The organism is Microcoleus sp. Pol12A5 (genome assembly GCF_036701435.1).
Taxonomy (GTDB): Bacteria; Cyanobacteriota; Cyanobacteriia; order Cyanobacteriales; family Microcoleaceae; genus Microcoleus.
The window spans coordinates 64,890-91,041 of sequence record NZ_JAUBQU010000001.1 but is presented as its reverse complement, the minus strand read 5'-3'; the positions used below and the strand labels follow the sequence as shown (position 1 = coordinate 91,041).

20 protein-coding genes are annotated in these 26,152 nt (G+C 45.6%); 7 read left to right on the top strand and 13 right to left on the bottom strand.

The window, feature by feature from the left end; genetic code table 11:
- Positions 1–64: 64 nt before the first annotated feature.
- The 3 genes from QUA45_RS00370 to QUA45_RS00360 form a co-directional block, all read right to left on the bottom strand.
- On the bottom strand, positions 65–973 hold the full coding sequence (locus QUA45_RS00370) for a MoxR family ATPase (RefSeq protein ID WP_333066985.1): 909 nt from the start codon (positions 971–973) through the stop codon (positions 65–67).
- A gap of 162 nt (positions 974–1,135) precedes the next feature.
- Positions 1,136–2,350 carry a bifunctional riboflavin kinase/FAD synthetase gene (locus tag QUA45_RS00365; protein ID WP_333094891.1) on the bottom strand — a complete coding sequence of 405 codons (1,215 nt, stop codon included), beginning with the start codon at positions 2,348–2,350 and terminating at the stop codon, positions 1,136–1,138.
- Positions 2,351–2,590: 240 nt separating this feature from the next.
- Positions 2,591–3,493 carry an MBL fold metallo-hydrolase gene (locus QUA45_RS00360; protein ID WP_333042449.1) on the bottom strand — a complete coding sequence of 301 codons (903 nt, stop codon included), beginning with the start codon at positions 3,491–3,493 and terminating at the stop codon, positions 2,591–2,593.
- 629 nt (positions 3,494–4,122) lie between these two features.
- Here QUA45_RS00360 and QUA45_RS00355 point away from each other — a divergent pair.
- Positions 4,123–4,395 (top strand): hypothetical protein, encoded by a 273-nt coding sequence (locus tag QUA45_RS00355; RefSeq protein WP_333094892.1) that lies wholly within the window; start codon positions 4,123–4,125, stop codon positions 4,393–4,395.
- A gap of 215 nt (positions 4,396–4,610) precedes the next feature.
- Positions 4,611–5,546, top strand: coding sequence for a hypothetical protein (locus QUA45_RS00350; RefSeq protein ID WP_333094893.1), 936 nt, complete (start codon positions 4,611–4,613; stop codon positions 5,544–5,546).
- Here QUA45_RS00350 and QUA45_RS00345 read toward each other — a convergent pair.
- A complete protein-coding gene (locus QUA45_RS00345; RefSeq protein ID WP_333218851.1) occupies positions 5,514–6,092 on the bottom strand; it encodes a hypothetical protein in 579 nt (192 codons plus the stop codon). The two genes, QUA45_RS00350 and QUA45_RS00345, sit on opposite strands and share 33 nt — an antisense overlap.
- Positions 6,093–6,657: 565 nt before the next feature.
- Here QUA45_RS00345 and QUA45_RS00340 point away from each other — a divergent pair.
- Positions 6,658–7,563, top strand: a complete 906-nt coding sequence (locus QUA45_RS00340) for an alpha/beta hydrolase (RefSeq protein ID WP_333066981.1) — start codon at positions 6,658–6,660, stop codon at positions 7,561–7,563.
- Positions 7,564–7,897: 334 nt separating this feature from the next.
- Here the strand turns inward: QUA45_RS00340 and QUA45_RS00335 are convergent, their stop codons facing one another.
- Positions 7,898–8,422 carry a DUF4330 domain-containing protein gene (locus QUA45_RS00335; RefSeq protein ID WP_333094895.1) on the bottom strand — a complete coding sequence of 175 codons (525 nt, stop codon included), beginning with the start codon at positions 8,420–8,422 and terminating at the stop codon, positions 7,898–7,900.
- A 372-nt stretch (positions 8,423–8,794) separates the two neighbouring features.
- Between QUA45_RS00335 and QUA45_RS00330 the strand changes: the two genes are divergently transcribed.
- Positions 8,795–9,646, top strand: a complete 852-nt coding sequence (locus QUA45_RS00330) for a M48 family metallopeptidase (protein WP_333094896.1) — start codon at positions 8,795–8,797, stop codon at positions 9,644–9,646.
- A 177-nt stretch (positions 9,647–9,823) separates the two neighbouring features.
- Here QUA45_RS00330 and QUA45_RS00325 read toward each other — a convergent pair whose 3' ends face one another.
- From QUA45_RS00325 to rfbF, 5 genes are all read right to left on the bottom strand, one after another.
- Positions 9,824–10,594 (bottom strand): metallophosphoesterase family protein, encoded by a 771-nt coding sequence (locus tag QUA45_RS00325; protein WP_333094898.1) that lies wholly within the window; start codon positions 10,592–10,594, stop codon positions 9,824–9,826.
- A 329-nt stretch (positions 10,595–10,923) separates the two neighbouring features.
- A complete protein-coding gene (locus QUA45_RS00320) occupies positions 10,924–11,670 on the bottom strand; it encodes a DUF1995 family protein (protein WP_333094900.1) in 747 nt (248 codons plus the stop codon).
- Between the two features lie 176 nt (positions 11,671–11,846).
- Positions 11,847–12,578: a cyclase family protein gene (locus QUA45_RS00315; RefSeq protein WP_333094901.1), complete on the bottom strand. Its 732-nt coding sequence runs from the start codon at positions 12,576–12,578 to the stop codon at positions 11,847–11,849.
- A gap of 77 nt (positions 12,579–12,655) precedes the next feature.
- A complete protein-coding gene (locus QUA45_RS00310) occupies positions 12,656–13,720 on the bottom strand; it encodes an acyl-CoA dehydrogenase family protein (protein ID WP_333218849.1) in 1,065 nt (354 codons plus the stop codon).
- A 205-nt stretch (positions 13,721–13,925) separates the two neighbouring features.
- Positions 13,926–14,702, bottom strand: a complete 777-nt coding sequence (gene rfbF / locus QUA45_RS00305) for a glucose-1-phosphate cytidylyltransferase (RefSeq protein ID WP_333094903.1) — start codon at positions 14,700–14,702, stop codon at positions 13,926–13,928.
- 318 nt (positions 14,703–15,020) lie between these two features.
- Here rfbF and QUA45_RS00300 point away from each other — a divergent pair, with 318 nt between their 5' ends.
- Together QUA45_RS00300 and QUA45_RS00295 are read left to right on the top strand one after the other, a co-directional pair.
- A complete protein-coding gene (locus QUA45_RS00300; protein WP_333094905.1) occupies positions 15,021–15,560 on the top strand; it encodes an RNase A-like domain-containing protein in 540 nt (179 codons plus the stop codon).
- Complete coding sequence (locus QUA45_RS00295) at positions 15,557–15,856, top strand: contact-dependent growth inhibition system immunity protein (RefSeq protein ID WP_333094907.1); 300 nt, start codon at positions 15,557–15,559, stop codon at positions 15,854–15,856. Before QUA45_RS00300 ends, QUA45_RS00295 begins: the two co-directional genes overlap by 4 nt.
- Positions 15,857–15,951: 95 nt before the next feature.
- Here the strand turns inward: QUA45_RS00295 and QUA45_RS00290 are convergent, their stop codons facing one another.
- The 3 genes from QUA45_RS00290 to QUA45_RS00280 form a co-directional block, all read right to left on the bottom strand.
- Positions 15,952–17,280 (bottom strand): GH39 family glycosyl hydrolase, encoded by a 1,329-nt coding sequence (locus QUA45_RS00290; protein WP_333218847.1) that lies wholly within the window; start codon positions 17,278–17,280, stop codon positions 15,952–15,954.
- A gap of 71 nt (positions 17,281–17,351) precedes the next feature.
- A complete protein-coding gene (locus tag QUA45_RS00285) occupies positions 17,352–20,855 on the bottom strand; it encodes a glycosyltransferase (protein WP_333218846.1) in 3,504 nt (1,167 codons plus the stop codon).
- Positions 20,856–20,998: 143 nt separating this feature from the next.
- Complete coding sequence (locus tag QUA45_RS00280; protein WP_333218844.1) at positions 20,999–23,569, bottom strand: glycosyltransferase; 2,571 nt, start codon at positions 23,567–23,569, stop codon at positions 20,999–21,001.
- A gap of 160 nt (positions 23,570–23,729) precedes the next feature.
- On the opposite strand from QUA45_RS00280, the gene QUA45_RS00275 reads away from it, so the two are divergent.
- Positions 23,730–26,048 carry a tetratricopeptide repeat protein gene (locus QUA45_RS00275; RefSeq protein ID WP_333218842.1) on the top strand — a complete coding sequence of 773 codons (2,319 nt, stop codon included), beginning with the start codon at positions 23,730–23,732 and terminating at the stop codon, positions 26,046–26,048.
- Positions 26,049–26,152 lie beyond the last annotated feature (104 nt).

The window sequence follows — 26,152 nt, the reverse complement described above, 5'->3', positions numbered from 1 at the left end:
TCATTCTTTGTGGAACAGGCATCTTGCCTATTTATTTAATTAGAACGACCTACTTACAAACTTTTTAAGGAATAGGAACAGAGCGCAACAATCGATCTACAATTGCCTTAGCCCTCCTTCCCCCCGCCGGAATTAAACGGTGAGATAGTACGTGCGGCGCCACATACTTAACATCATCATCAGTAGCAAAATCCCGGCCCTCCATAAATGCCAAAGCCTGGGATGCCCGGTGCAAAGCCACCGCACCCCGGGGACTCACCCCGAGAGTAATCTCCTCATCTTCGCGCGTCGATCGCACCAAATCTACCATATACTGTTTCAAAGAGCCTTCCACCTTCACAGCAGCGCACAAACGCCGCAATTCCTGCACCTGTTCCAAAGAAATACAAGGCTGCAAATCTTCCACTGCAAAACTATCAGAAAGTCGTTCCAACATTTGCAACTCTTCCAACGCAGCGGGATAGCCCAAAGTCAAAGACAAAGTAAACCGATCCATCTGGGCTTCCGGTAGCGGAAAAGTGCCTTGATATTCGATCGGGTTCTGAGTCGCAATCACAAAAAACGGCGCCGGAACATTCCGAGAAACTCCATCTACTGTCACCTGCTTTTCTTCCATCACTTCCAGCAAAGCTGACTGAGTTCGCGGGGTCGCCCGATTGATTTCATCGGCAAGCAAAACATTAGCAAAAACTGGCCCGGGCAAAAACTCAAACTCTCCGCTGCGGGGATTCCAAATGTTAGTACCGGTGATATCCGTCGGTAACAAATCGGGAGTGCACTGAATCCGCTGAAACTTCCCATCGATCGATCGCGCCAAAGACTTCGCCAGCAGCGTTTTTCCCACACCGGGTACGTCTTCCAGCAGCGCGTGCCCACCCGAAAGCACGGCTACCAGCACCAAGCGAATAGCATCCGCTTTGCCGACCATAGTTTTGCTTAGATTTTGTTTGAGCCGCTCAATATGTTGTCTCATATCCCTGATTACTAAGTGCTAATTGCTAATGGTTGATCGAACATCAAACTGCCAAAATCTTGAGTCTTTGCCTTGCGGACTTCGTATTGGTAAAACTACAATTGTTCTGACTCATCTTCCACCATTTTTAAACCTATGACGCTGTTCTAGATCACATAATTATTAGACTTTAGCAGTTAAGAGGCTTCTAGCAATATCGCAATCTGCCTGAATTTGAGTTTTGAGAGCATCCAGAGAAGCGAATTTTTGTTCGGGTCGCAAAAACTCTACTAAACTCGCGCTCAAGGTTTGACCGTACAAATCCCCAGACCAATCTAACAGGTGAACTTCCACAGTGGGTTGCAGCCCGTCTACTGTCGGGCGACAGCCAACATTCATCACTCCATTGACAAAAGATAAATTGGATGATGTACCCGGAATTAGAGATTTGGGATTTTCCCGCTGATAGAAAGAACTTTCCTCTTTCATCTTTTCCCATCCATGCTTCAGCGAGACTTGCACCGCATACACGCCAAAACGTGGCAAAAATTTTTCCGGTGGCAGTTCGATATTAGCAGTAGGAAATCCGATCGTCCTACCCAGCCGCTGTCCGCCAACCACAGTCCCGACTAAACTGTAAGGTCGCCCCAGCAACTGATTCGCTCTTGTGAGGTCGCCGGATGCCAGACCTTCGCGGATTGCAGAACTGCTGATCCGATCGCCCCCACCGCAATTGTGCAGGGGTGCAAGAGCAACATCAATACCGTAACCGGCGGCGATCGACTGTAAATCCACAGCCGTTCCAGCGCGTCCCCGTCCAAACCGAAAATCAACCCCCACACTAATTCGACTCGCTTTTAGTTGCCGCACCAAAATTTCCTCGACAAACTCACAAGCAGTCAAAGCCGCCAATTCTCGATCGAACGGCAGCAGCACAAGTTGCTCGACGCCCATTGCTGCGAGCAATTCTACCTTTTCTGCCAGAGGGGTCAGCAGTTTTTTCGGTTGACCCGTAAAGAATTCTTGCGGGTGCGGATCGAATGTCACCACAGTGCTGTAAAGTCGATCGACCCCATCAGAATCGATCCCAGAGAGGCTGTTGCGGTCAGCCCTAATGCCTATCAAACCCTCGAAATTATGGCTGCTGCCAGCTCGATCGGGCGGTGCTGCTGAGTCATTTTCGCAGGTCGCCGGATGTTCCCTTGGCAAATTTTGATCTGTGCCAACGTTTGAGCGCGTGTTTTGCCCCGACGCAAAAACCGTCGCAGAATTTTGCCCAGGCGATCGATTTAAAATTGGCTGCACGACTTGTCGATGCCCTAGGTGCAAACCATCAAAGTTTCCCAAGGCAACAGAAGTTGGAGTCAGAGCAGCGGTACAAGAAGAAGTTACCCACACGCTTAAAATTTTGACATACTTAGTCAGATTGCGATCGCCAGTCGATGTTAGATATTAGATTTTAGATTTTAGAATTGACTCCACAGATAAATCTGGAAGTTTGAACTTTGGTCTAAACTTTTTGGTTTTCCACGACAGGAGTACGTGGCACGGTATCTGTCTTTGAGTGAGGTCAGCCCTCGCTTAAATTTCAGATTTCACCGATCGAGATTTCAGAACCACCTGACAAGCTCAAATCCCTCAGACAGACACTTGAGGCGCTTGCACCGACGCTTCAGACAAATCGTTATCAGGAGGCAGCAATTGTAACGACAAACCTTCCCGCGCCATCAAGCTATTCGGGAACCTTTGAGCCACTTGTTCTCCCACCCTGTCTAAAAACTCGTCATTGTGCAGCGGGTCGTGGTGAAAAATCACCAACTTTTTGACATTAGCAGCCTTTGCCACCTTCACTGCTTCCTGCCAAGTCGAATGTCCCCAGCCGACCTTGCTGCTCTTCTCGGCATAATACTCCTCATCGGTATAAGTAGCGTCGTAGATCAGCACCTCAGCATCCTGAGCCAAATACAGCACATTTTCGTCTAAACGATCGGGAAAATGTTCGGTATCAGTCACGTAAGCAGCCGCATACCCCCGCCAGTTGACGCGGTAGCCTATAGCTTCCCCCGGATGGTTCAACAAAGCAGTTTCCACCTTAATCTCTCCGAGTTCCAGCGGTTTGCCCACTTCTATATCGTTAAATTTCAGGTCTGCCCCCATAATTTGCAGGGGTACCGGAAAATTGGGGTGCAGCATCTGGTCGTGGAGGCGCTGCTGGATAGTAGCCTTATTAGGAGCAATAGCCCCATAGATGTGAAAGCAGTTCCCAGGAATAAAAGCTGGGACAAAAAAGGGGAATCCTTGAATGTGATCCCAGTGAGAGTGAGTAAAAAACATATGAGCTTTTACGGGCATCTGGGACAGGAGAGTTTGTCCCAAAACCCGCAATCCAGTACCGCCATCGAAAATTAGGCGGCTGTCACCCACTCGCATTTCTACACAGGGCGTGTTGCCCCCGTAACGTACTGTTTCTGCCCCGGGAGACGCTATGCTACCTCTAACGCCCCAGAAGTGAACCGTGAATTGGTTTTGCATACTAGACATGGGTTTTCTTGCAAGATTGTTCCGGCGAGTTATCGATAATAAGGTGTTTACATATTACTAAGGGCTTTACCATCAAACCCAAGCTCTTTGATGGTCGAGTTCCCCACTTGTTGGAAGTGCCAAGAGTCTCGCTCATCGCGAGAATGTAAAACTGTTGGGCTTGACAACTGAGCAATAAATTACAAGGTAGACTAATGAAGTCTCGATCGTAACTATTCTTTTCTTCTCTTCACTAGCCTAACCTCCACAGACACACTTTGGGGCCGCAGTTATGTCTGAGTTTGGTCAAAAGCCGCTGTTTTTCCAGCCTCTGCACTTGCCGAACACGATCGCGCGGTCGGTTGTTTGCCTTGCTGCTTTACGGGTTGGAACCTGGATGATGGCTTTCCTGCTATCTAGTCCGGTTGATCGACCATAATATGCAGGTGTCGGGGCTGTTTTGCGGCGATATCTGGCAGATCTTGCCGATCGGGCGTGAACGCGCCTATACAAGAATGACGGTTAGTTTATCAGACTTGAGATGCTCTCGCCATTTAACCCCTGCCCACGAGCATCAGGGAGTCCTTTTTGCCAGAACTCGGTTTAATTAACTCAACTCCCATTAATTCAAAAATCTTAGCAGTTTAGGAATGCTTCTGCTATTAATTATCAACCAATACTGTCTGGATTCTCGACCCGCCCAGAGGCTGCGGTTTGTCCAGCTAGCGATCGAGCTGAACCCAGCCTCATCTGACACCGGGGTAGCAGCGAGAGTCCGGGCCTGGGGGCAAAAGGCTAAATTTTCTCGTGCATTTCTTGGCGGACGAATTGAATCACTCAAAATTCCCTTCTTTTCTGAAATTAAAAAATTTCGATTTTTTGCCATCATGCCAACTCCGAGCGCCATTCTGTCTCAAGAGTGATGCAGAAATATTCCCTGTTAACCTGTGGTGCTTTTCCCAACAATCTTCAATAGCTCTATTTTGGGTAAGGATTTCTCGGAATTCCGCGCAGTTGCGGTACTCGTCACGGGTTTGAATTTCGGGTATCATAGAGTCTTAGACTCTTGTTTACCGAGAATCTAAATCAGTGCTAAAAAAGGCTAGATAACTTTAAGTTATTTTTCAAAAAAGTCAGTATGAATCAAGTTAAAAAAACTACAACCAAGCTGAATAGATCGCCTGTGAAAATGTCCGATCGCACTTTGGAACTCGGCAATCTCCCCTTGAGCGACCTGTCTTTAGAAATAACTGATGGCCAAGCTTTGAGGGAATTTAGTTCGGACGATCGTCGCCCGCCGGGAACCCCAACAGCCACAGGCCGGACTGCCGAAACAAGGCGTAGGAGGGCAGATGGTAAGACCTCCTGGGCCCGATCGCCTGTGGTTTCTACTGCTCTTCTCAAGTGGCTGCTAGAGCATTTGACTAGATCGAAAGGTTGGCTGGCAGTTGTCACCCTGGCAGCAGTTTGGGGGTGGTGGAACAGTCAGTTACTGTTTTCCACCGGCTTGGGGATAGCAGCGATGATGCTGGTTTACCGAGGGCAGTCGTGGGACTGGCAATTGCTGCGATCGAAAGGCGAGCAATTTTGGGATGGCCCGAACCGCCGGTTCGTTTTAGCCGTGGGTACGGGCGGCATTGCTACCTTGGGCGCTTACATGAGTTTGGCGATTTGGGCGGACTCCGAGAGCCACTGGATGGCTTTGAGCGTGATTTTGCAGAATTTGGGCACGATCGCAATTGCAGGGCTGTTGCTGCGGCAAGGGTTGAGTCGCAGGGCCGCAAAAGATGAAGTGGCGCTCGATCGCATTCTGGCGGATTTGACTGATGCTGACCCCGTGAAGCGTTTGATTGCAGTGCGACAAATGACCGATTTGGTGAATAAGGGTGGGTTTGGCCCTGTGAGCTCCGTCAAAAGTTCGATCGCCCGTTCCCGCGCTGCCGAGTGCTTTCGCCTGATGCTGAGTCGGGAACCAGAAGCTTTAGTCCGCAATGCCCTTCTCGAAGGTTTGCAGACTTGGGACGCTACTTATGGCATGGCTTTAAAATCCAAAAATCAAGTCATCGACTATTAGCTGACCGTCAAAAGCGTAAAAAGTAATTTTATGAATATTCGGAGCTTTTACGCGCAGGGGAGCCCTAGGGGCGATCGGAGAATTAGACCCGACCAGATTGGGCGCCGGCATTTCATCCTGAACAATTGGGTTGCCGTCAATGTCACAAGCAGATAAAACAGTTCGTCGCGAACTGGTGACAAGTCCCGACACCCAGCGAACTGGATACTTAAAAGTTACTTCTATCAGTCCGCTTTTCGGGGCCCCCATTAACACTGTTGCCGCAGAACCCGTGAAAAATGCTGGGTTTGAAGGTTGGATGGCGACGGCATTGCTAAAAGTCACCCCCCAATGTGCAAACTGGTGTTCTACTACTTCAAAACATTTCAAGTCTTCTAAAGCTACGCGGACGATCGCAGGTACCGTGGCGCGCGATCGCACATCTGAACCTGCGCCTGAGCGTTCTGGAGTGGCGACAAAAGACTTTTTGCCGTTTAAATCCATGCTTCGACAGGCTGTGTCAAACTCTGCCAACCCGTCAGATTGAAGACTTTTCGCATCAACCATAAAACCCTCGCGATCCCTTTTTCTGAGCAGTTGCATTTTAGTAGACCTCCCTGAGATTAGTTGTTTCTTGTGTTTTGGAATTGATAACGGCGAGGCCCGTGATTGCCAAACCTGCAATTAGGAATCGAAACCGCATCGCCCGCCCTCCAACAAAGACTTTCGACCTCAAAAGCCACTGCTCCGCAAAATATCGTGATTAATGATTTGTGATTGGCGAGCGTCGGCAAACCTGCCGCCTGCCTGAAAGCGAGTTCTAATAGTCCTCCTTTCCGAGCGCCTGCTTTCGGGTTTGGCGAACAGACTCTATTTTGGTGAGGGGTCTTACCCATCATTTTGCTATTATCTCCGATCGGCGGTAGTTTGCAAGGGTAAGGATAACTACACAGCCGAATTGCCCAAATCGCAAAACTTACTTGCTGTCTGTAGTTTCACGCTTCACCTGTACTAAAATAGATTTAAATCATTACTCAATCTTTACAAAAACGCCACCAGCTTTGCAAGTTTTTTAAACAAAGACGGGGCGATGGAAAAGAATCTAAAATATAACAGCGATTGAGGTTAGTTTATGCTTGTACCCCTCGGCTTCGGTCAGCGATCGATAGTTACTTCTCTCGGCAGAATGGTTTACTACACTGCTGAAAAAATGCCTTGGATGGGGTTGCCGACCTCAACTTCGGAAAAGCAACCAAACTTAGTATTTTTTCACGGTTTTGGTGGCGGGTCGAGTGCCTATGAATGGTCGAAAGTTTATCCGGCTTTTGCGACAGAATATCGAATTTTAGCACCGGATTTAATCGGTTGGGGGCGATCGGAACATCCGGCAAGAAATTATCAGGTTGAAGATTATATCACAACGTTGATCGAATTTCTAGAAAAAACTTGCGGCAGTCCGACAGAGGTGATTGCTTCTTCGCTGACAGGGGCGATCGCGATTCGAGCTGCGATCGCCCGGCCGGATCTCTTCAAATCCCTAATTTTGACCATACCCAGCGGTTTGTCGGACTTCGGACAAGATTACGGCAGCAGTTTCTTCGCTAAGCTAGTCAACACGCCGATTTTAGATCGCTTGCTCTACAGTACCGGAATCGCCACAGACGGCGGCATCCGTAGCTTCCTAGAACAACGTCAATTTGCCGATTCCCGTCGCGTTTACCAAGAAATTGTTGATGCTTACCTCGCATCTGCTTTGGAACCAAATGCAGAATATGCCGCCCTGTCTTTTGTGCGGGGAGATTTGTGCTTTGATTTGTCACTGTACATCACTCAGCTAACAACACCGACAGCGATTATTTGGGGAGAAAAATCGCAGTTTACCGGACCCGATATCGGCCAGCGGTTGGCAAACCTCAACCCCGAAGCAATCAAAGTTTTTCAACCTCTGGAAAATGTAGGTTTGACTCCGCAGTTAGAAATTCCCGCTGTCACGATTGGCTTAATTCGGCAATATTTAAAGTTGCTTTCAGAAGGGTGAAGAAGTTCGGCAACGGATTTTTTAACGGATGCAAACGGATGTCACGGATAGAGGTTCCAGGTTCGAGGGAAGAAGGAAGATTAATTTCCCACTACCCATAGATGTCAACTTAATCCTAAAGACCGCTGTATCTCTCGTTTATATCCAAATCTAGATCCCCCTAAATCCCCCTTAATAAGAGGGACTTTGACAATAATCTTGTCCCCCCTTTCTTAAGGGGGGCTAGGGGGGATCTAGACTCTGCTATAAGCGAGATTTATCATGAATTTTAGTCTGAATTTGACACCAATGACCACCGACAACAGTCAACAGTCAACTGACAACTGACAACTAATTATTCTTTGACTCGCACGTCGATAACGCTGGCGTTGAAAATGTACTTGTTGCCTTCAAGCTCTAGCGTAGTGCCAATTTTGACTTTCGTATTACCTAAAACCGGACCATTTTCAGTAAGTTGACCTTTTCCCTCTAAGGTAAACATCATATTTTTGCTGAAGGCTTCTTCTTCTCTGGGATCGGGGAGAGCTTTCAGAGTGCCGTTGGGCTGAGGAACTGCTAGGGTTCTGGTGAGAGTTTTGACAGATTTGATGGTAATCTGACCGGAGGGTTGATTGCGGATCACCACATTGATTTTATCGCCTGCTTTGAACAAATTTTCAACGTTTGTTCCTTTGAGACCGATCGCAATTGCATCAATTTCTACAGGTTTGACACTGGTGCCGACTTGGGCGACGGAACCGCCAGAAGTGCCGGGAAAGAAGAAGATTCCGACTGCAACTAGCAGTACGATTAGAGCGGCACCTACGTCTAGGATGCTGAGTTTGCCGAACAGCCGGCCTTGAGAATCCAAAATTTTCATAAATCGCCTATTATACTGATAGCGACAGGAGTATGTTTACAAGCTCAGGACTTACGCAGACATCGATGAAAAACAGATGCTGCTATTGCTGAGCTACCGCTGGCAATTACATACTTTATTGATGCGTAAGTCCTGAAGCTAAAAGATATTACCACAACGATCGCCCAAAATCCGCATGACTGGGGCACTTAACCCAGAAGGCAGTTAACGGCGGTTGATCGGCCTTGGCTGGATCGCCCAAAAGCTGGTGGCGCCGTTCAAAATTGACAAAAAGCTAGAATAGCAACTAAGCAGCCTCAAATTACGTCTGCCTATTTAGTGACTTTTCAAGTTTTTTCTACAATTTTATCTAACTTCTGGCACGTATCACTCATGTTAAAAAGTTTTTGGTTGACTTGCCGGCATACTTGCAGCCGGGGGATTTATCTGTTTCTGTCCCTGATTGTGGCTGCGGGTATCGGGGTGGTTTCCCCGGAACCGACTCAAGCATTTTCTTTGCCTGAACTGATTTTTCGGGGCATTCAAGTTATTCAATTGTCGAATATGTCCGATCGACAAGAGGTGGCTATTGGTCAACAAATTAATCAGCAGTTAACGAACAGCGAGTTTAAGATTGACCGCGATCGGGACACTACAGAATATATCAACCGCATCGGTCAACGACTCGCTCAAGAAAGCACTCGCCCGAATATTCCTTATACTTTTCAAGTCATTGACGACGACACGATTAATGCTTTTGCAACTATGGGCGGTTTTGTTTATGTGAATAAAGGCTTGATGGCAGCGGCGGACAATGAGGCAGAATTGGCAAGTGTGATCGCCCACGAAATCGCTCACATTAATGCTCGCCACGCGGTTAAACAAATGCGTCAAATGGCCATAGCTTCAGGTGTAGCTTCCGCCACAGGGCTCGATCGATCTCAGGCGGTTCAGATTGGGGTGGAACTGGCTTTGCGCCGTCCCCACAGCCGCCAAGCTGAGTATGAAGCCGATCAGTTGGGATTGCAAACTATGGGGCGAGCGGGCTACGCTCAATCTGGGATGGTTGATTTTATGAAAAAGTTGCTGGACAAACCTTCTCCTCCTAGCATTTTGAGCACTCACCCGGCAACTGGCGATCGCATTGCGGCTATTTCACAGGCTATCGATCCGGATCTTGCTAGCGGTGAAGGTTTGAATAATGAGGATTACAGGCTAGAAATCCGCAGACTTTTAGGTTCGTAGCAAATGTAAATCAGTCAGGCACTCTCTTATTTTCTCTTCTTTTTTCTTACTTCGCGATCTTCGCGTCTTCGCGGTTCGTTAAAAAATAAATCCAGTTATTAGGGTAAGTCAGCAGCAAGTTAATTTCGATTTAAGAGATCGGACTTAAGCTGACATACCCTACAAAGAAAACTTGATTTAACACTGCTGTTGAACAACAGAATCGATCGCAGGTTGCGAGGGTGCAATCGGCTGCGGCTTCAATTGCCTGACAACTTCGTCAAACGGCAAAATTCGGACTTGATTGTTAAATACATTTACTTGATAAACTCTGCGGTAGCTGAGGTCAAATCCAGTCAGCCAACCGCTTTTGGGATGATAAGCACCCGTGTCAATATCCAACCACCCTTCGCCCCTGACTAATTCGCCCGGTCTGACCCCATGAAAGGTAAAGGTAATCGTGTGACCGGTGATAATTAATTTATTGGGAAAATAGGGTTTCGACATCGTGTGAAATTCCCTGCGAATCCAACACAGTTGTTCGATCGACTGTTCATCGATCGACAGATGTGGGTCAACGCCGGCGTGAACCAGCCAGATGTCCCCTAAGTCCAAGTGCGTGGGGAGCGATCGCAGCCACTCTAAGTGTTTGTACGGCATCATCCCTGTATCTCTGTAGCTTGCTACTGTCGCATCGCCGCCACTGTAGAGCCAAGATTGCCACGCTCGCATATCCATCGGCGTCCCCGACAAAGCTTCCAGCATCAGTTGTTCGTGGTTGCCCAACAGAGTTTGGTATGGGCTTTGCTGCACAAAATCTAATACCTGAGCGCTTTTGGGGCCGCGATCGATTAAGTCTCCCAAAAAATAGACGCGATCGTTCGAGCTGGGGGCAAGTGCCTCTAGCAGGGTCATTAACCCGTCGTAATGCCCGTGTACGTCCCCGATAACAATGCGCCGGTGCTCCATTGTGTTTATCCGCTTCCCTGACTCAAAAGCCCCATCTCTAGCTTATAGCATCTGATTTTGCTGCTATTTGCCTCCCCTCTTTTACGGTGGAGGGGTGTCACCCATTATACTCCTTTGTATAAATGTCGTGTAAAGCTCGCCAGTGTCTGTTTGCGTAGCTACTGATAGAAACACAGGCAAGCTGTTAATTGTGGTTCTGCAACTGCTGTTAGTGAGTCAAAGCTTTGAGTTATTTCACGCTTTAGGGTGCATCAGCGATTAGACGACGGATTAAGTCGAAAATAATCCTAGCTGACACACCCTAAAAGACGATCGAGCCTTAACGATTGTCACTGAGTCAAAGCTTTGAGGAATGTCTGGAGTTCTGCCAAAAAACCTTTCTTTTTTACAGGTTTGGCAGGTGTGGAGGAGTCAGGATCGGCGCTTGGGAGAGAAGCGGCTAAAATGCGCTCTAAATCGTCTCCGACTGGTTTTTGGGCGGTTTCAGAAATTAGTTCGTATTCGTCGTTGGTTTCCAGCCACACTTGCCACGGTTGAGGGTAGCAGCGGAATAAAGCAGCAGTGTCTAGGGGTCTGATATAGTAGCAAGATTCAATTTTGCTGAGGAATCGATCGCGCAATTGGCGGCCCGCATAGCCTATACCTATGGTGGCAACATCTTCCAGGCGCGGGTTGAGTAGAATTACTGGGCGACCGGCCGCAGCTATGTAAATTTTTTCGACTTGGGCAACTTCTACGGCTGCTGGATTGATCAAAAGGAAAAGTTGATCTTCCGGTGCTATTTTATCTTCAACAGGGGTGCGACTGCTACCCAAATCAGTGACTTTAAACGGTGTTTCTCCCCAGTCGCGGCGCGCGAGGGCTGCCGCACCGGTGTCGGGAAAAAAGACTTTTACTCCGGGGTAGATTTCCTCAAATTCTGGGAGAAATTGTAAGGTGATAGACTGTGCTTGCAGGGCGATTTCTGGAAATACTAATTCGACTTGCAGTAGAGTTTTGCCGTCCGAGAGGGCAGCGGCGGTGGCAATGCGGGATTGGGCGATCGCCTCGTTGAGATCCTTGGGCAGTTCTGTCATTAATCTAATTGTTTTTACTCGACTTCTCTCAATCTAATTTTACTTGAGATATTGCACCATTCTCAATTACCTGTTTAGGAACAGGCAAGATGCCTGTTCCACAAAGAGTGAATTTTCTTGTGGAACGGGCATCTTGCCCGTTCTTAAGAATGGTGCAAGATGTAAGTTTTACCGCCTCAAGCAACAAAAGCTAACACCGACACTGGCGAACCGGAACCTCCCAAAAGAGGCAATATTCCGATAACTAAAGTGATGTCAGCCGCAGGTAACAAGTCTAGATTTGCTAGATTTTCCAGCACTATTCGCTGCTTTTCCAATACCAATTTGTTAACCGCAAAACTTTCATCTCGCCCGGTATCGACTCCGTGGGTGTCGGTTCCTATTCCGGCGATTGATCGTTCTTCTAGCAAAAATTGAGTTGCTGCTTTGCCAAATCCGGGAAAATGGCAAATCCCGCGTTCGTCTCGGTTGAAAAATGCTTTCTCGTCATTCCATTTTTCTTGCCAGCCAGTATACAATAAAACTAGATTTCCCGGTTCTATAAGTTTGTGCTGCCGTTCCCAAGTCAATATATCATCAATTGTTAAAGTGTAGTCGGGATTGGCAAGACTTTGCTCTCGGATGTCGATCGTAATTGCAGGGGAAACTAGCGACTGCGGGGAATAACTATCAATGCTGGCGCCTGCTGCATAAAAGCTATTGGGTGCGTTGATGTGAGTTGCGCTGTGTTCGCCCATCGAGAATTTTCGCAGGAAATACCCGTCTGTTTCTATTTGAGCTACTGGGGCAATTTCTGTCGCTGGATCTCCGGGCCAGATGGGAATGTTGGGATGAATTACATGGGTTAAGTCTATAATGTGGCTGTAGGCAATCGTTTTTAAGTTATGTGAGTTGAAGTTGTTTGTCATCAGGTTAAATATACCTATTATTTATTAAATACAGTTAAGTTTTTGACATTCTGCGCTCTCAATATAAAATCTCAAATCTAAAATTCGATTAGTCGATCTAGCGTTGCTTCCATAACATCCTTTGTTTGTCCGGAAACAGTATACACCAAAGCTTCTCGGTAAACTCTCCCGGCGGGGTGTAGCACACCGTTAGCAGCACCGCTAGAAACTGCAACCGCCGCGTGCCCGCAACGCACCGCTAAATCAATGGCTTGAGCTCGCAGCCCTAATTGTTCTGCTTTCGAGCTATGTTGAGATTGTGGGAAATTCTGTTTTAGCCGATCGAGCTTTTGCTCTAATTTTTGGGAAGCCGCCGCTATCAAAGGTGAATTCTTAACAGCAGCCGCTGCTGCAATTACATCCAATCCCGCTCGAATACAGCCAAAAGTACCCGGAACAAAATTCAGTATATTTTTGCTGTCGTTTTCCGAAATCCAGCCGACAGGTTTAACTGAAATTATTTCCGATTCATGCAGCAACCAATTATCGAGAGTGGCTGTCACAGTATTAGTCGAACTCATGGCGATTAACTGCATGATTTCGCTAAAAGCTATTTTCCCCGATTCGCGTTCAATATTGGCAAAAGGCACTAAACCGAACACAGAGCGTTCGTCAGGAAGTACCGCCGCTACAATAAACTTTTGAAACAAGCCAAAACCTGTTACCCAAGGAACTTTTCCTGACAGTAAATACCCCGATTTTGTGGGAGTTGCGGTGACTGCCGGATTGCCCGATCGCCTCAAATGCGAAAACCCAATACCCAAGCGTAGCTCTTTTTGGGCAATCGCGGGCAAGTATCTTCTTTTTAGCATTTGATTGTCGCTGTTGGCAAGCATCGCAGTTGCGCTGTGGTGCTGAGTTTGCAGGAAAGACAATGCGCCGGAATATCGAGCCGTCAATTCCTGGTATTGGTAAAAAATCTCCGGTGCAATTTCGGCACCGCCCCATTTTTGGGAAACTCGCAATGCTAAGAGCGATCGATTTTCTAATCCAGCAACTGCTGTTTTCAGCGCTTTCGAGTCGCTGTCGATAATTTCCGCCTGGGGTGCAACGCACTTTTGTAGGTAAGTTTCTGTGCTGTTGAGAATTTCTTGGGAATCCATTCTTTATAATTATTTTATAGTAAGTTTTACCTTATTTAGAAAAGTTTGATTTCCCACTCATAGGGAACTATAAAAACCCAGTGACTGCGATTTTTGCGACAAGTCACGAAAAATCTACGAAGCCACCGGATTTATGAGGTAATTTTATAGTAATTTTTATTCACACTTGTGTGGGGCAGAAATTGAATTTCGCGCCCCAACTAATTTATTTCCAGACTTTCCAAGGAGCCTTCCCTTCATCCCAAAGCTCATTTAAATACTTGTATTCTCGAAAAGTATCCATCGCAAAGAAGAACCCATCATGACGGTAAGCCATCAACTGTCCGTCTGCAGCCAAACGCTGCATCGGCTCTTGTTCTAAAATACAATCATCTTCCCCTAAATACTCAAATACCCGGCGGTTAAATATCATATATCCAACACTAATCCAGCCGTCGATTTGAGGTTTTTCAGAAAATTGAACTACTCGGCTATCGCTGTCTACATCCAAAATTCCAAAGCGAGAAATCGGACGAAATGTGGTGACAGTTGCCAGCTTACCATGAGACTTGTGGAAATCGACTAAAGCCTCAATATTGACATCAGCTACTCCGTCGCCATATGTCACCATGAAATTCTCGCGATCGATATATTTTTCGATCCGTTTTACCCGCCCTCCTGTCATGCTTGCGGCGCCAGTTTCAGCTAGTGTAACTTTAAAATCTTGTTCGAGGTGTTCCTCGTGATAAGTGATGGTATTTTGGCGTCCCAGACAGATAGTAAAGTCATTGTTCATGGCTTCATAATTGAGGAAATATTCTTTAATCATGTTGCCTCGATAGCCCAAGCACACAATAAAGTTTTGGAAACCGAAGTGTGCATAGATCTTCATGATGTGCCAAATAATCGGATGCCCCCCCACCTCAACTAAGGGTTTGGGACGAAACTCTGTTTCTTCTCTGAGACGAGTACCGAGACCGCCTGCTAGGATAACTACTTGCATTTTTTCACATTTTTAAAGATAATAAAGTAACTTATCATCAATCATCAGGATTTTTTTCAAAGAATTATTAACATTTTCTCATAGTGAGTGAAGCTTTGTAAACCGCAGAAATCACGAACTATTATAAATAATTTTAGGGTGCGCGCGACCGCAGCGTGTATTTGAATGCTGCGCGCAATTTCTAACTAGCAGTAGGGTGGGTACTGCGAACCGTATATTTGAATACAGCGCATTTTCTAACTTACTAAGAGTCGATTAAGACATAGACAAAAAAACAGCAAGTACCTATACTAAATATAAGAAATAGATTCAACAGCAATGAAAAATCAACTCGATCGCCTAAAAAACTTTTTAGGTATCCTCTGTGCGATCGCCTCAATAATTATATTATTCCAATCGGCAATACCTGGTGTTTACGCCACGGTTGTTGCACCGGAAGGCTCAACTATAGCACCAACCACCCTAGCTTTTGTTCCGAACATACCGGGCGGCGGATTAGAATTTCACGAATCAGCAGGAGGGCACACTTTAGAGAGACACGTTGGTAAAACAGAAGCACAACTAGCACAGCGACTCGCAAGCGAAACAAGAATTTCTGCAGCATCTTCTTTTACCGATCGTTCTGTCGCCGAAGCGGCTATTGCAGAAGCAATGAACAGAAATCAAAGTGCGATCGACTCCTGGGTGAAAAGTCGAGGCAATCGTTATACGATCGACTACAATGCCAACAGAATCATTGGCATTACTCTGCGTCGCCGAGCATCCAAAGCAACTTCGACAACTAGCCTGAGAATCGTCCTCCAGCGCAGCGCCAAATTACCTCCCGGATACTTTATTCTCACAGCTTATCCCCAATGATCGATCAATTTCCTCATTTAACCCAATTTTTCAGTTCCTACTTTCACCAAGACTGGCCTTTAGAAGCTGACACTCCCAGTGATGTAGTGAACAACTACCGCAGCAGCGAACCACCCGAAAGTGTTGAAGCTGCATCGCAAGAACTCAGCCAATTGCTAGAAATGCCGATCGCCCCAGCCGATTTAGAAGCATTCATCCTCGATGAATTAGGGTGTTACTACGACCCCCAATCCGAAAATCAAACAGTCCGAGGGTGGTTGGAATCGGTGCAAAAATCTTTGAATAATCCCAGTTAAAATATATATATTTGTAAGAACACGGCTATATATTTATAAGGACACGGCCGTGCCGTGTCCCTACAACTTGTCCCCAATTCAATAGGATAGCTAGCTCACTTACTAACCGTCAATAAGTAGCCTTCGTGGACGTTTAAATTAGGGATAACATAAGCCAAGCTGCCGCTACCTACCGAAAAACTTTCTTCTTTAACGGTGACAAGCTGTGGCACTGCTCCTTCTTGATTGTTGGGAATTTTCTCTAATTTTAGAGTTATTTTTTGACCTCTTTGAATACCAAGCTGCTCCAAATTTCCGAGGCTTAATGTTACCGTTGTTGCTGAGGAAAAATTGGGATCGAAATAACCTAAAAGTATCTGTGCTTTACCTTCCGAATTTGATTTGCTGGCTAAAGCGACAAGGCGATTGTTATTTGACCAGCTCCGCACCCGCGAATTAACTCCCTCAGCATAAGCTTTGTATGTCCACCAAGCTGCTCTCGGTTCAAAATTATTAGGCGTGACCATCCCACTCAGCGTATTGTTGAAGCAATTGCTAACTTTATTTGGCCCTTTGCTCTCCCAACAAGCTCTGCAAGCACCGTCAGCTTTTGCATACTCTAAGTTATACAAATAACCTAAGATTTCTCCCGGCTGGTACTGCGCTAAGTTCCCCACAATTTCATTGACGTAAATTTTTTGCAATTTCAGTTCCTTGTAAGAGGGACTTTGCTGAAAATTGCGTTTAGCCTCAATTACGTGATCGTCAACAAATAAAATCATCGTGTCGTTAAGTTCGTGCCATGAGAGGAAGTTTACTTCAAGTTTGTTAGCCTTGCAGTAATCCAAAAAAGCGGCGAGATATTCTTTGCTGTAGCGGCCGAGGCTCGGCCCGCCAATCATCGCTGACGGTCCCAATTCTTCCCGCAAGATTTTGTAAGCTCTTTTGTAAGTTTCAAAGAATTGTTCTCTGCTTCCCTTCCAAAATGGATCTTTCAAATCTGGTTCATTCCATACATCCCAAATAATTTTTTTGCCTTTATTTTGCTGGGCTAACTGTCGGATGAATGCTTCCCACGCGGGGTAATTTTGATATGGCCAGCCATTGGGATTGCTACCGTAGCCCCACAAGTCGCTAACTACTAACTGAAACTCGGCTCCGCTGGCGATTACTCGATCGTAAATATCGAGTCTCCCGGCCCGCCAAAGTTTGGGCTGTAAGGGTTTTATCGAGCTATCCGGCGGTTTGGCAGTGTCGATTCCGTGCAGGATGCCACTCATGGAAATTGTACCGGTGGCAGGCTGTCCAAAATCTACTGTCACGTTCGATCGCAGTTGGGCGATCGCTTTTGCCTGTCCCAAATAGGCTATTAACAGAACAGTGACAATAGCTAAACCAATTGGCAGCAGTCTATGAATACGTGGGAAATTGAATTTAAGTTGCATATTTTTCTTTGGTTGGTGTTTGGTGGAATGGGCATCTTGCCCGTTCCTGAGAATGCTGCTAGAACTCAGTTTTAACGAACAGATGACAACACTTCAAAACTCTGTATTGATTCTATCACTTGTTGCCAGGAGCTGGAGTTAATCAGCTCGTTGGTATCGAACGGAACTGCTTTTTCCGCAGCGAAAATACCAAAATTTTTCACCCAATCAAAGATAGTTTCTGTGGTAAAATAAGGTGTGCAAGCCCAAGCAGATTGCAAATTATTCACCATCTCGTACATATCTCCCCGCTCGTAAGCCTCCCAAGCTTTCCACACTAAATAATAGTATTTCAGCAGGCTATCAACTTGCTGTACCTGCTTTTGGAGTTTCGGACTTATAGAGAAACTGTCGCTCTCATCACTTACAAATGCCTGTTCAATTATTTCTCCATATTCCCGAAGCATTCGTTCTTCTTTGAATAGTTCTTGAGCTCGCGCTTTGCAAGCTTGTCCTGCAAGCCTGCGCGCTTCGGGATTTTCGGCCCATATTTCGACCGTTTCTATTAACTCTTTTACTGTTCCTGCTGGATCGATTGTAGGATCGGGCAGTAGCTTTCCCGTGTCTCCCAATTCTTCGGGAATACCGCTGACTGCTGTGGCAATTACGGGCAATCCTTTCGCCATTGCTTCCATAATCGCTAGTGGCATTCCCTCAGCTTCGGAAGATAAAATAAAGATATCACTGGCGTCTAGCCAATCGGCAATATCCCAGCGCTGTCCTAAGAATTTAACCTGTTCTTCTACTCCCAATTGGCTCACAGTTGCTCTTAATTCAGGTTCCAGATTGTCGTGAGTAGTAGACCCAGGCCCGGCCCAAACAAAGTAAATTTGGGACCAAATTGGACGATTTTTCAATTGGGCGATCGCCTGCAATTGATACTGATATCCTTTAATTGGAGTCAATCTCGCCGCCGTAAAAAAAACAACAGCATTTTCGGGGATTCCTTGTTCTTGACGCAGGCGTTGGCGAGTGGAAAGATTCGGAGGCTCAAAATAACTATTTGGTCTGCCATAATAGATTACTTTTCCCCGTTCTAGACGCACTTTAAATAGACTTTGGAACAAGTTTAAATTCTCGTGGGAAACAGCTACTGCTGCTTTGGCTACCATGTACTGGTAGGCAACTGCATCGAAATAGGGAATTTGATCGCCGCGATCGAAAGTTTCATAATTGCGATTGATATAACCCAAACTGATTATGTACGGTATATTTTGCTCGATCGCAACTTGTTTTGCGGCAAAGTTAGCCATCGGCCACCCGTCACTAAATATAATTAAATCCGGTCGAGCCTGGGCGTAAATCTTTTGAGCGTCATCTAAATTGTAAGCTATTCGCAAAAACTCTTTCATCGTGTCGAACTCTAGCCAAATATGTTCGATACCTAGCTGTTTTTGTTCGGTAATTAAAGGGTTAGAAGCTTGACTTTGAACGCTGGTAACTCGGTAGCCATCCGCAGCTAATTTACACATCAGCGAGTGGTTGAACTGAGCCAATCCGCCGACTCCTGAATCTTCTGTGTACAAGAGTACGTGCTGTCTTGGCTGCCGAGAAGTCGAACTGGGAGCCGATTGAAACTGATAAGGATTGTTCGCTGCGATCGCCACTATGTCTTGCCATTCCTGTAAATTGGTTAAAGCATAGGCATCAAAGTGGTAGCCGTACTGTTCCGAAACTCCCTTAAAAGTTTCCAACCAATTAAAAACAGTTTCAGTACCTGTCAGATTAGTGTAATGCAGAGATTTTTCCAGACATTCGACCATTTCTGCCAAATATCCGTCGCGATACATCCGCCATGCTATCCATACGAAACACTTGTAACGTTCCGCGCGTTTCAAGTCGCGGATGTGCTGAGGTAAATCTGGCCGAGCAAAAAATTGCTCCATCAAAATTTCCGTATTTTTCATTAATTTGGAGCCGTTAGACATGATATTGCTGTCGTGCTGACGATAGCAGGTTAATATCTCTTTTAACCAAACTGACTTGCAGCCTTTTAAAGCTAAACGTAGCACAAAATCTAAATCTTCGGTTGGCGGCAAGCGATGATCGAAACCGCCCAAGCGTTCCCACCACTCTCGCCGCAGCATCATGGCGCTGGGACGCACTGATTTGTACAAAACAAAACTTTCTAAATCTAATTTTGGTGCTCCTTCCCAAGGCTTTACTCCATAGATGCCTTTCTCGTTTTTGTCAACAATAACCCAACCTGTTTGCACCATATCTAATGTGGGATCAGCGTCAAAGCAAGTTACTTGTTTTTCTAGTTTTTCTGGTAAGAAGAAGTCGTCAGCATCGAGAAAAGCTAAAAATTCCCCTTTTGCTAACTTACAAGCATGATTTCGAGCAATTGCTGCTCCTTGGTTATCTTGATAGATGTATTGAATTAAATCGAGGTAAGGTGCTAAAACTTGGCGCGTGTTGTCAGTTGAACCGTCGTCTACGACGATAATTTCCCAGTTTTCATAAGTCTGGCTGAGAACACTCTCTATGGCTCTGACAATGTAGCGCTCGCAGTTGTAAGCCGGGATAATGACACTGACGCGCACTTTTTTGGGAGGAATGATACTACCCATTAACTGTTTCCATTCGGGTATTTTTCTGAGAGCCATGCCATCAATTGGGCAGCCGTAGGTGTTAGAAATTCCGATAAGGCGCTTTACCCAATCTATTATAGTTAGTGTCAGCGAGGACGGGGTATAATCTAAAGATTTTTGCAAATACTCAGTCATTTCTGCCGGATAGCCGCTGTAGTAAAGTTGCCACGCCATCCATGTCAGAGCTTCATACAACGCCTGCTTTTCTAATTGGCGGATGTCCTCTGGCAAGTCGGCTCTACTGAAGAAATTTTGCTTTAATTTAATACAAAGGTTTGCCTGTTTTAGCGCTCTCTGAATGGACACATTTTGCCCGTGCTGGCGGTAGCATACTGTCACTTCAGGCAACCAAGCAGCTTCGCAGCCAGATAGTGCTAAACGCAAGATTAAGTCGGCATCATCTACTGAATCATACTGAGAATCAAAGCCACCGACTCGTTCCAGCCACTGCCGCGAAAACATCATCGCACTGGGAAGTAGTGGCAGATAAACAATCCAGGTTTTTAAGTCTAGCTGAGGCAAATATTCCCAGGGTTTGACATCGAAAATACTTTCGCCTTGCTCTTTAATCATTCGCCAGCCACTATTAACAATTCCTAATGATGGCTGAGCGTCAAATAACGCAACTTGTCCAGCTAACTTATCTGACAATAAAAAGTCATCTTGATCTAAAAAAGCAATTAATTCACATCGGGATTCCTGAATTCCTCGGTTGCGGGCGGCAGCTACTCCTTGGTTTTCCTGATAAACATAGCGAATTTTTTCAACATAAGGCTGCAATGCTTGGCGGGTGTCGTCGGTTGAGCCGTCGTCTACGACGATAATTTCCCAGTTTTTATAGGTTTGGCTGATGACGCTTTTTACCGCTTGCGCGATGTAGCGAGATCCATTATATGCTGGAATAATTACACTTACTCGCGGTGTCGGATTTGCCATTGACATGAGTTTTATCGGTGATAAGGAAGGGTTCGGTAACTGATTCGGAAACGGAGGTAACGGAGGTAACGGAGGTAAGGCAGAAGGCAGAAGGCAGATACAATTGTACTGCTGACAGCAATCCGAATTTGAAAGGTAAATCTGGTATTTTAGCGTGCATAAAATACAGATTCAATTCCCTGTACTTCCTCGACTAATTGTTGCCATTCTGCTGAATTAATTAGAGAATATGTATCTAAATTATGCCCTTTAGCTGACGAAAAATTGCCAAAATATTCGACCCAGTTTAATAGCGTTTCTGTAGTCAAAAAAGGTGTGTACTTCAAAGATTCTTGAAGCGACTTCTGCATTCTGCTTAGATCTTCTTGACAGTAAGCCTGCCAAGCATTCCACACTAAAGAGCTGTAATGCACCCGGCTTTCTATCTTCGTTATTGACCTCTGAACCTCTTTTTGAGCAACAAATTGATCTGTTTGGTTATCATCGCAAACTAAAGCTTTTTCGATCGCCTCCATCGACTCTGCCAACATCCGTTCCTCTTTGAATAGTTTCTCTGCCCGCTGCTTGCAAGCTTGACCGATTTGATGGCGCAATTCTGAATTCATCGCCCAAGCTTCTACAGTTTTCGCCAATTCCCTCGCGGTTCCCTCTGGATCGGTATTCGGATCGGGCAACAATTTCCCAGTATCGCCAAGCCCTTCAGGAATACCGCCCACAGCCGTTGCAACTATCGGCAATCCCTTAGCCATCGCTTCCATGACTGCAAGAGAAGGCGCTGCATCTGCCAGAGAAGTCAAAATGAATATGTCGCTAGCATCAAGCCAATCTAGGATATCCCAGCGCTGTCCGATCAACTTTACGCGATCGCTCACCTCTAACTCTTTAATAGTTTTCCTCAATTCTATTTCTACATTGTCAGCGCTTCCCTCACCAGTTCCTGCCCACACAAAATACAGTTTAGACCACACAGGAGACTGCTGCAACTGCTTGATTGCTTCGATCTGATATCGATGCCCTTTAATCGATGCCAATCGAGCCGATGTGAAACAGACAATCGCATCTTCAGGAATGTCTATTTCTTGTCGCAGGCGTTGACGAGCCGCAGCATTAGGAGGTGCAAAATATTTGGGAGAACGTCCCAAATAAATCACTTGTCCTCGCTCTTTTGGCAACTTGAAATCTTGGCATAATAAATTCAAATGTTCGTAAGCGCCAACAATCAAGGCTCTAGCTTGCAGGCAGTGGTAGAGCACTCCTTCTACATAAGGCACTACATCCCCGCAGGCAAAAGTTGCGTGTTCTGGCATAACTAACCCAATCACCATCATGTATGGTATTCCCATTTCAATAACTACCTGTTTAGCTGCAAAATTGGAAAAGGGCCAACCATCGCTAAAAATAATCATATCCGGTTGATTGCTAGCAAAAAGCTCTCGTGCATCCTGAGTATTTCTTAACACCCGCTGTAAATCTTTATGGCCGCTAAAATCCAGCCACAAATGCTCTATACCTAACTCTCGTTCTCGCTCCAGCAAGGGGCTAGAATGTTTGGTTTGCACGCAAGTGACTCGATAGCCTAACAAGGCTAACTGACAAAGAATGGCATGATTATACTGCGCTAATCCTCCCACGCCCGGATCGTCGGTGTTGTAGAGTAGAATGTGCGTTTCCCTACGGGGTAGCTTCGCTTCACGCGCTGGTGAAGCTGTGGGAATAGAACTCTGTTGAGATTGGGGTGGATTAGTCATCACCATCAGAATTATCTCTTGCCATTCCGCTAACGTACTCAGCGAATAAGCGTCAAAATTTTCACCATATTCTTCCGAAGCCATCTGAAAACTTTCTAGCCAATTCAAAACTGTTTTTGTTGGCGAAAAAGGCGTATGTTGTAATGACTCTTCTAAACACTGTGCCATCTCTGCTAGATGACCGTCGCGATACATCCGCCATGCCAGCCACTTTAAGCATTGATAGCGTTCTGGGTTTTTTAACTTCTGGATTGACTGAGGCAAATCGGGTCTAGCGAAGAATTTTTTCATCACTATTTCTATATTCTTCATTACGCGAAAACCGATTGACATGAGATTAGAATTGTGCTGGCGATAACAGGTAAGTGTTTCTTCTAACCAAACTGCTTTGCACCCCTTTAAAGCTAAACGCAAGGCAAAGTCTAAATCTTCTGCTAGTGGAAACTGAGAATCAAAACCGCCCAATTTTACCCACCACTTTCGGCGCAGCATTATCGCACTCGGCCGCACGCATTTATATAGAATAAAGCTTTCTAAATCTAATTTAGACGCTTGCTGCCAAGGCTTGACAGCAGAAATCTCTCGCCCGTTTTCATCGACGATCGACCAACCTGTTTGCACCATATCTAAGGTGGGGTCAGCGTCAAAGCAAGCTAGTTGTTTCTCTAGCTTGGATGGTAGGAAATAGTCATCGGCATCTAGAAATGCCAAAAACTCGCCTTGCGCTAGTTGGCAAGCAATATTTCTGGCGACTGCTACTCCTTGATTTTCCTGGTATATATAGCGAATTTTGTCAAAATAAGGCTGCAATACTTGCTGCGTGCGATCTGTCGAACCATCGTCTACAACTATAATCTCCAAGTTAGTAAAAGTTTGACATAGGGCGCTTTCTACCGCTTGTACGATGTAGCGATCGCCATTATATACAGGTATAATTACGCTGATGAGCGGTGTTTGATTGACTGTTGACATTATTTAGCTCGCTGTTAACCTATGATTATCTAGTTTAGATTAATGTGCCGGACATTCAGCATTATTTTGTGTTCGGTAGATCTACTTACAAAAGCTTGAACTTTGGCAAAGTGTAGCATATAATTTTACAGGGAATCATTACTCAAAAGGAAAATAAAAAATGAATTCGGAAACAGCGCAGGTGAATTTTCAGCAACAGGCAGAACTTTATTTAGCTACAGGCAACTTCGAGCGAGCGATCGCACTTTGCCAACAAGTTTTGGCATCTGAACCCAACTCTGCAGAGAGTTGCAAGACCTTGGGGAAAGCGCTGCAAGCTCAGGGTAAACTAGAAGACGCAAGGTATTGGTATAAAGTTGCGATCGCCCACCAACCCGATTTTGCCGAAGCTTTTGCTAACCTCGGCACTCTCAGCGCTACTTTGGAACAGTGGCAAGAGGCGATCGCCTGTTACCAAAAAGCCATCTCCCTGCAACCAAACTTTGCAGGATTTTACCGTAATTTAAGCCGGATATTTACTCAAGTCGGTCAAGCTGAAGAAGCAGCAGACTGTTGGTATCAAGCACTGATCGTGGAACCGATAGAAACAGCAGAAGAATATCTCGATTTAGGTAATACTTTGCTGAGCCAAAATAAGCCTGAAAAAGCGCTAGTTTGTTACCATCGCACCATTTTTTTAAACCCGAGTTGTTGCGAAGCTTATTGCAAAATAGCAGAAGCTGCTAGCGACTTGAAACAGTGGGACGAAGCTATTGTTAACTATCGCAAAGCGATTAAACTCCAGCCGGATATTTCGGAGCTTCATTACAAATTAGGAAATGTTTTGCAAGCTAAGGATCTCTGGCGCGAAGCGGAGGCTGCCTACCGAAAAAGTATTGATTTAAATCCCAATTCTTTTTTGTCATACTACAACTTAGGCAGCGTGCTGCTCAATTTAGAAAAATGGCAAGAAGCTGCGATAGCCTACCGCACGGCTGTTGAAATTAACCCGGATTATTCTTGGTCTTACTACAGCATCGGTGCAGCTTGCGATCGATTAGAGCAATGGTCGGAATCCGCTGCGGCTTACCAGCGCGCTACTGAAGTAGACCCGAATTTCTTCGCAGCTTTTCACAAGTTAGGAGATGCTCTTTTTAAACTAGAAAAGTGGTCAGAAGCTGAGGCTGCATACGAACGGGCGATCGCCCTAAATGCAGATTTATTTTGGTCTCATTATAACTTAGCTTTGACTTTAGTTAAACTTCAAAAGTTTGAACCAGCAACACTAGCTTATCGGCGGGCGATCGCACTCAATCCAGAATTCTCTTGGACTTACCACAATTTAGGAGAAGTGCTGTTAAAAACTCAACAGTGGAAAGCCGCAGCTAGCGCTTATCAACGTGCTATTGAACTTAATCCCCGTATTTCTTGGTCTTATTACAATTTAGGCGATGCTTTGAGTGAAAGTCACGAATGGAACGATGCTGTTTCTGCCTACCTTTGTGCGCTTAAAATCGACCCGTCTCTACCGAAAATTTACATGAAGTTAGGTAAGGCTCTAATTAAAAGAACTCCGGTAGATTCAGATCTAGCAACTAGCTACTATCACCACGAAATGCAGCCGCTGCACCCTCCTGAATTTTACTGCGAAATCGCCCAAAAGTTTGCTGAGAGCGATCGGCGTAACGAAGCCATAATGTTGTACTTGATGGCATTAGAAATTAGACCCAAAGATCCAGAAATCTCCCAAAAATTAGAGGAGATTTTAGAAAAACAGCGTCAAACAGGGGAATCTACTCTATTATTAGAGTTAGAAGCTAAGGATATTCGCGATCGTTACATTGCCCGAGTCGCCCAAGGCAAGACTTTTGCAGAAGTCGGTGGCTTGTGGGGAACTGTCAGCGAAAAAGTTTCTGTAGCTAGCAAATACGGTGCAGTTTCTCTGACAATGATTGATGCCATGCCGGCATCCATGCACTGGTGGCAAGATTTTCACAATCGCATGACAAGTTTAAATATTGCTAATTATGACTGTATCAATCAAGATATCACTCAGATTCAGCTTGCAGACATTGGCGAGCCTTACGATGTAGTTCACTGTGCAGGAGTTTTGTACCATCACCCCCATCCGTTGCAGATTTTAGTTGCTTTGCGTCAGATAACTCGCGAGCATTTAATTTTCACTTCAGCTATTACTCAAGAAGTGATAGAAAATGAGTTGGGACGCTATGAAATTCCCGCTTCTGGAGTAATGTTTATTCCCGCTTTGGACGACGCAGAACGAGCTATTTTAACAGCTTATTGGCGGACATACATCAACAACAACCAACTTATAGGGATAACTGAGAAAGCAGTTTTTGACATGAACAACTTTGCGGCGTGCTGGTGGCTGCCTACAGCTACTGCTTTAGAAGCTATGTGCAAAGTCGCGGGATTTAACGTTTTAGACAAAGGATTGACTTGGGACAATAATGCTTTGACTCTGCTGCTGGGGATTTGAGAATTGGTAAAGGAATAATAACAGGACTTGCTTGTTCACAAACGGCTAAACACCCGGTTTCTGAGCGGATTCCTCGTTTTATTTCCCCAATATTCCTACTAAAA

What these genes read in the sequence shown, in the direction of transcription:
- QUA45_RS00310 (WP_333218849.1), bottom strand. Translation starts at nt 13,720, where the DNA reads ATGGATTCCCAAGAAATTCTCAACAGCACAGAAACTTACCTACAAAAG.
- QUA45_RS00300 (WP_333094905.1), top strand. Translation starts at nt 15,021, where the DNA reads ATGAAAAATCAACTCGATCGCCTAAAAAACTTTTTAGGTATCCTCTGT.
- QUA45_RS00360 (WP_333042449.1), bottom strand. Translation starts at nt 3,493, where the DNA reads ATGTCTAGTATGCAAAACCAATTCACGGTTCACTTCTGGGGCGTTAGA.
- QUA45_RS00320 (WP_333094900.1), bottom strand. Translation starts at nt 11,670, where the DNA reads ATGACAGAACTGCCCAAGGATCTCAACGAGGCGATCGCCCAATCCCGC.
- QUA45_RS00355 (WP_333094892.1), top strand. Translation starts at nt 4,123, where the DNA reads ATGCTTCTGCTATTAATTATCAACCAATACTGTCTGGATTCTCGACCC.
- QUA45_RS00315 (WP_333094901.1), bottom strand. Translation starts at nt 12,578, where the DNA reads ATGACAAACAACTTCAACTCACATAACTTAAAAACGATTGCCTACAGC.
- QUA45_RS00280 (WP_333218844.1), bottom strand. Translation starts at nt 23,569, where the DNA reads ATGTCAACAGTCAATCAAACACCGCTCATCAGCGTAATTATACCTGTA.
- QUA45_RS00370 (WP_333066985.1), bottom strand. Translation starts at nt 973, where the DNA reads ATGAGACAACATATTGAGCGGCTCAAACAAAATCTAAGCAAAACTATG.
- QUA45_RS00330 (WP_333094896.1), top strand. Translation starts at nt 8,795, where the DNA reads ATGTTAAAAAGTTTTTGGTTGACTTGCCGGCATACTTGCAGCCGGGGG.
- QUA45_RS00290 (WP_333218847.1), bottom strand. Translation starts at nt 17,280, where the DNA reads ATGCAACTTAAATTCAATTTCCCACGTATTCATAGACTGCTGCCAATT.
- QUA45_RS00285 (WP_333218846.1), bottom strand. Translation starts at nt 20,855, where the DNA reads ATGTCAATGGCAAATCCGACACCGCGAGTAAGTGTAATTATTCCAGCA.
- QUA45_RS00335 (WP_333094895.1), bottom strand. Translation starts at nt 8,422, where the DNA reads ATGAAAATTTTGGATTCTCAAGGCCGGCTGTTCGGCAAACTCAGCATC.
- QUA45_RS00340 (WP_333066981.1), top strand. Translation starts at nt 6,658, where the DNA reads ATGCTTGTACCCCTCGGCTTCGGTCAGCGATCGATAGTTACTTCTCTC.
- QUA45_RS00350 (WP_333094893.1), top strand. Translation starts at nt 4,611, where the DNA reads ATGAATCAAGTTAAAAAAACTACAACCAAGCTGAATAGATCGCCTGTG.
- QUA45_RS00275 (WP_333218842.1), top strand. Translation starts at nt 23,730, where the DNA reads ATGAATTCGGAAACAGCGCAGGTGAATTTTCAGCAACAGGCAGAACTT.
- rfbF (WP_333094903.1), bottom strand. Translation starts at nt 14,702, where the DNA reads ATGCAAGTAGTTATCCTAGCAGGCGGTCTCGGTACTCGTCTCAGAGAA.
- QUA45_RS00345 (WP_333218851.1), bottom strand. Translation starts at nt 6,092, where the DNA reads ATGGTTGATGCGAAAAGTCTTCAATCTGACGGGTTGGCAGAGTTTGAC.
- QUA45_RS00325 (WP_333094898.1), bottom strand. Translation starts at nt 10,594, where the DNA reads ATGGAGCACCGGCGCATTGTTATCGGGGACGTACACGGGCATTACGAC.
- QUA45_RS00295 (WP_333094907.1), top strand. Translation starts at nt 15,557, where the DNA reads ATGATCGATCAATTTCCTCATTTAACCCAATTTTTCAGTTCCTACTTT.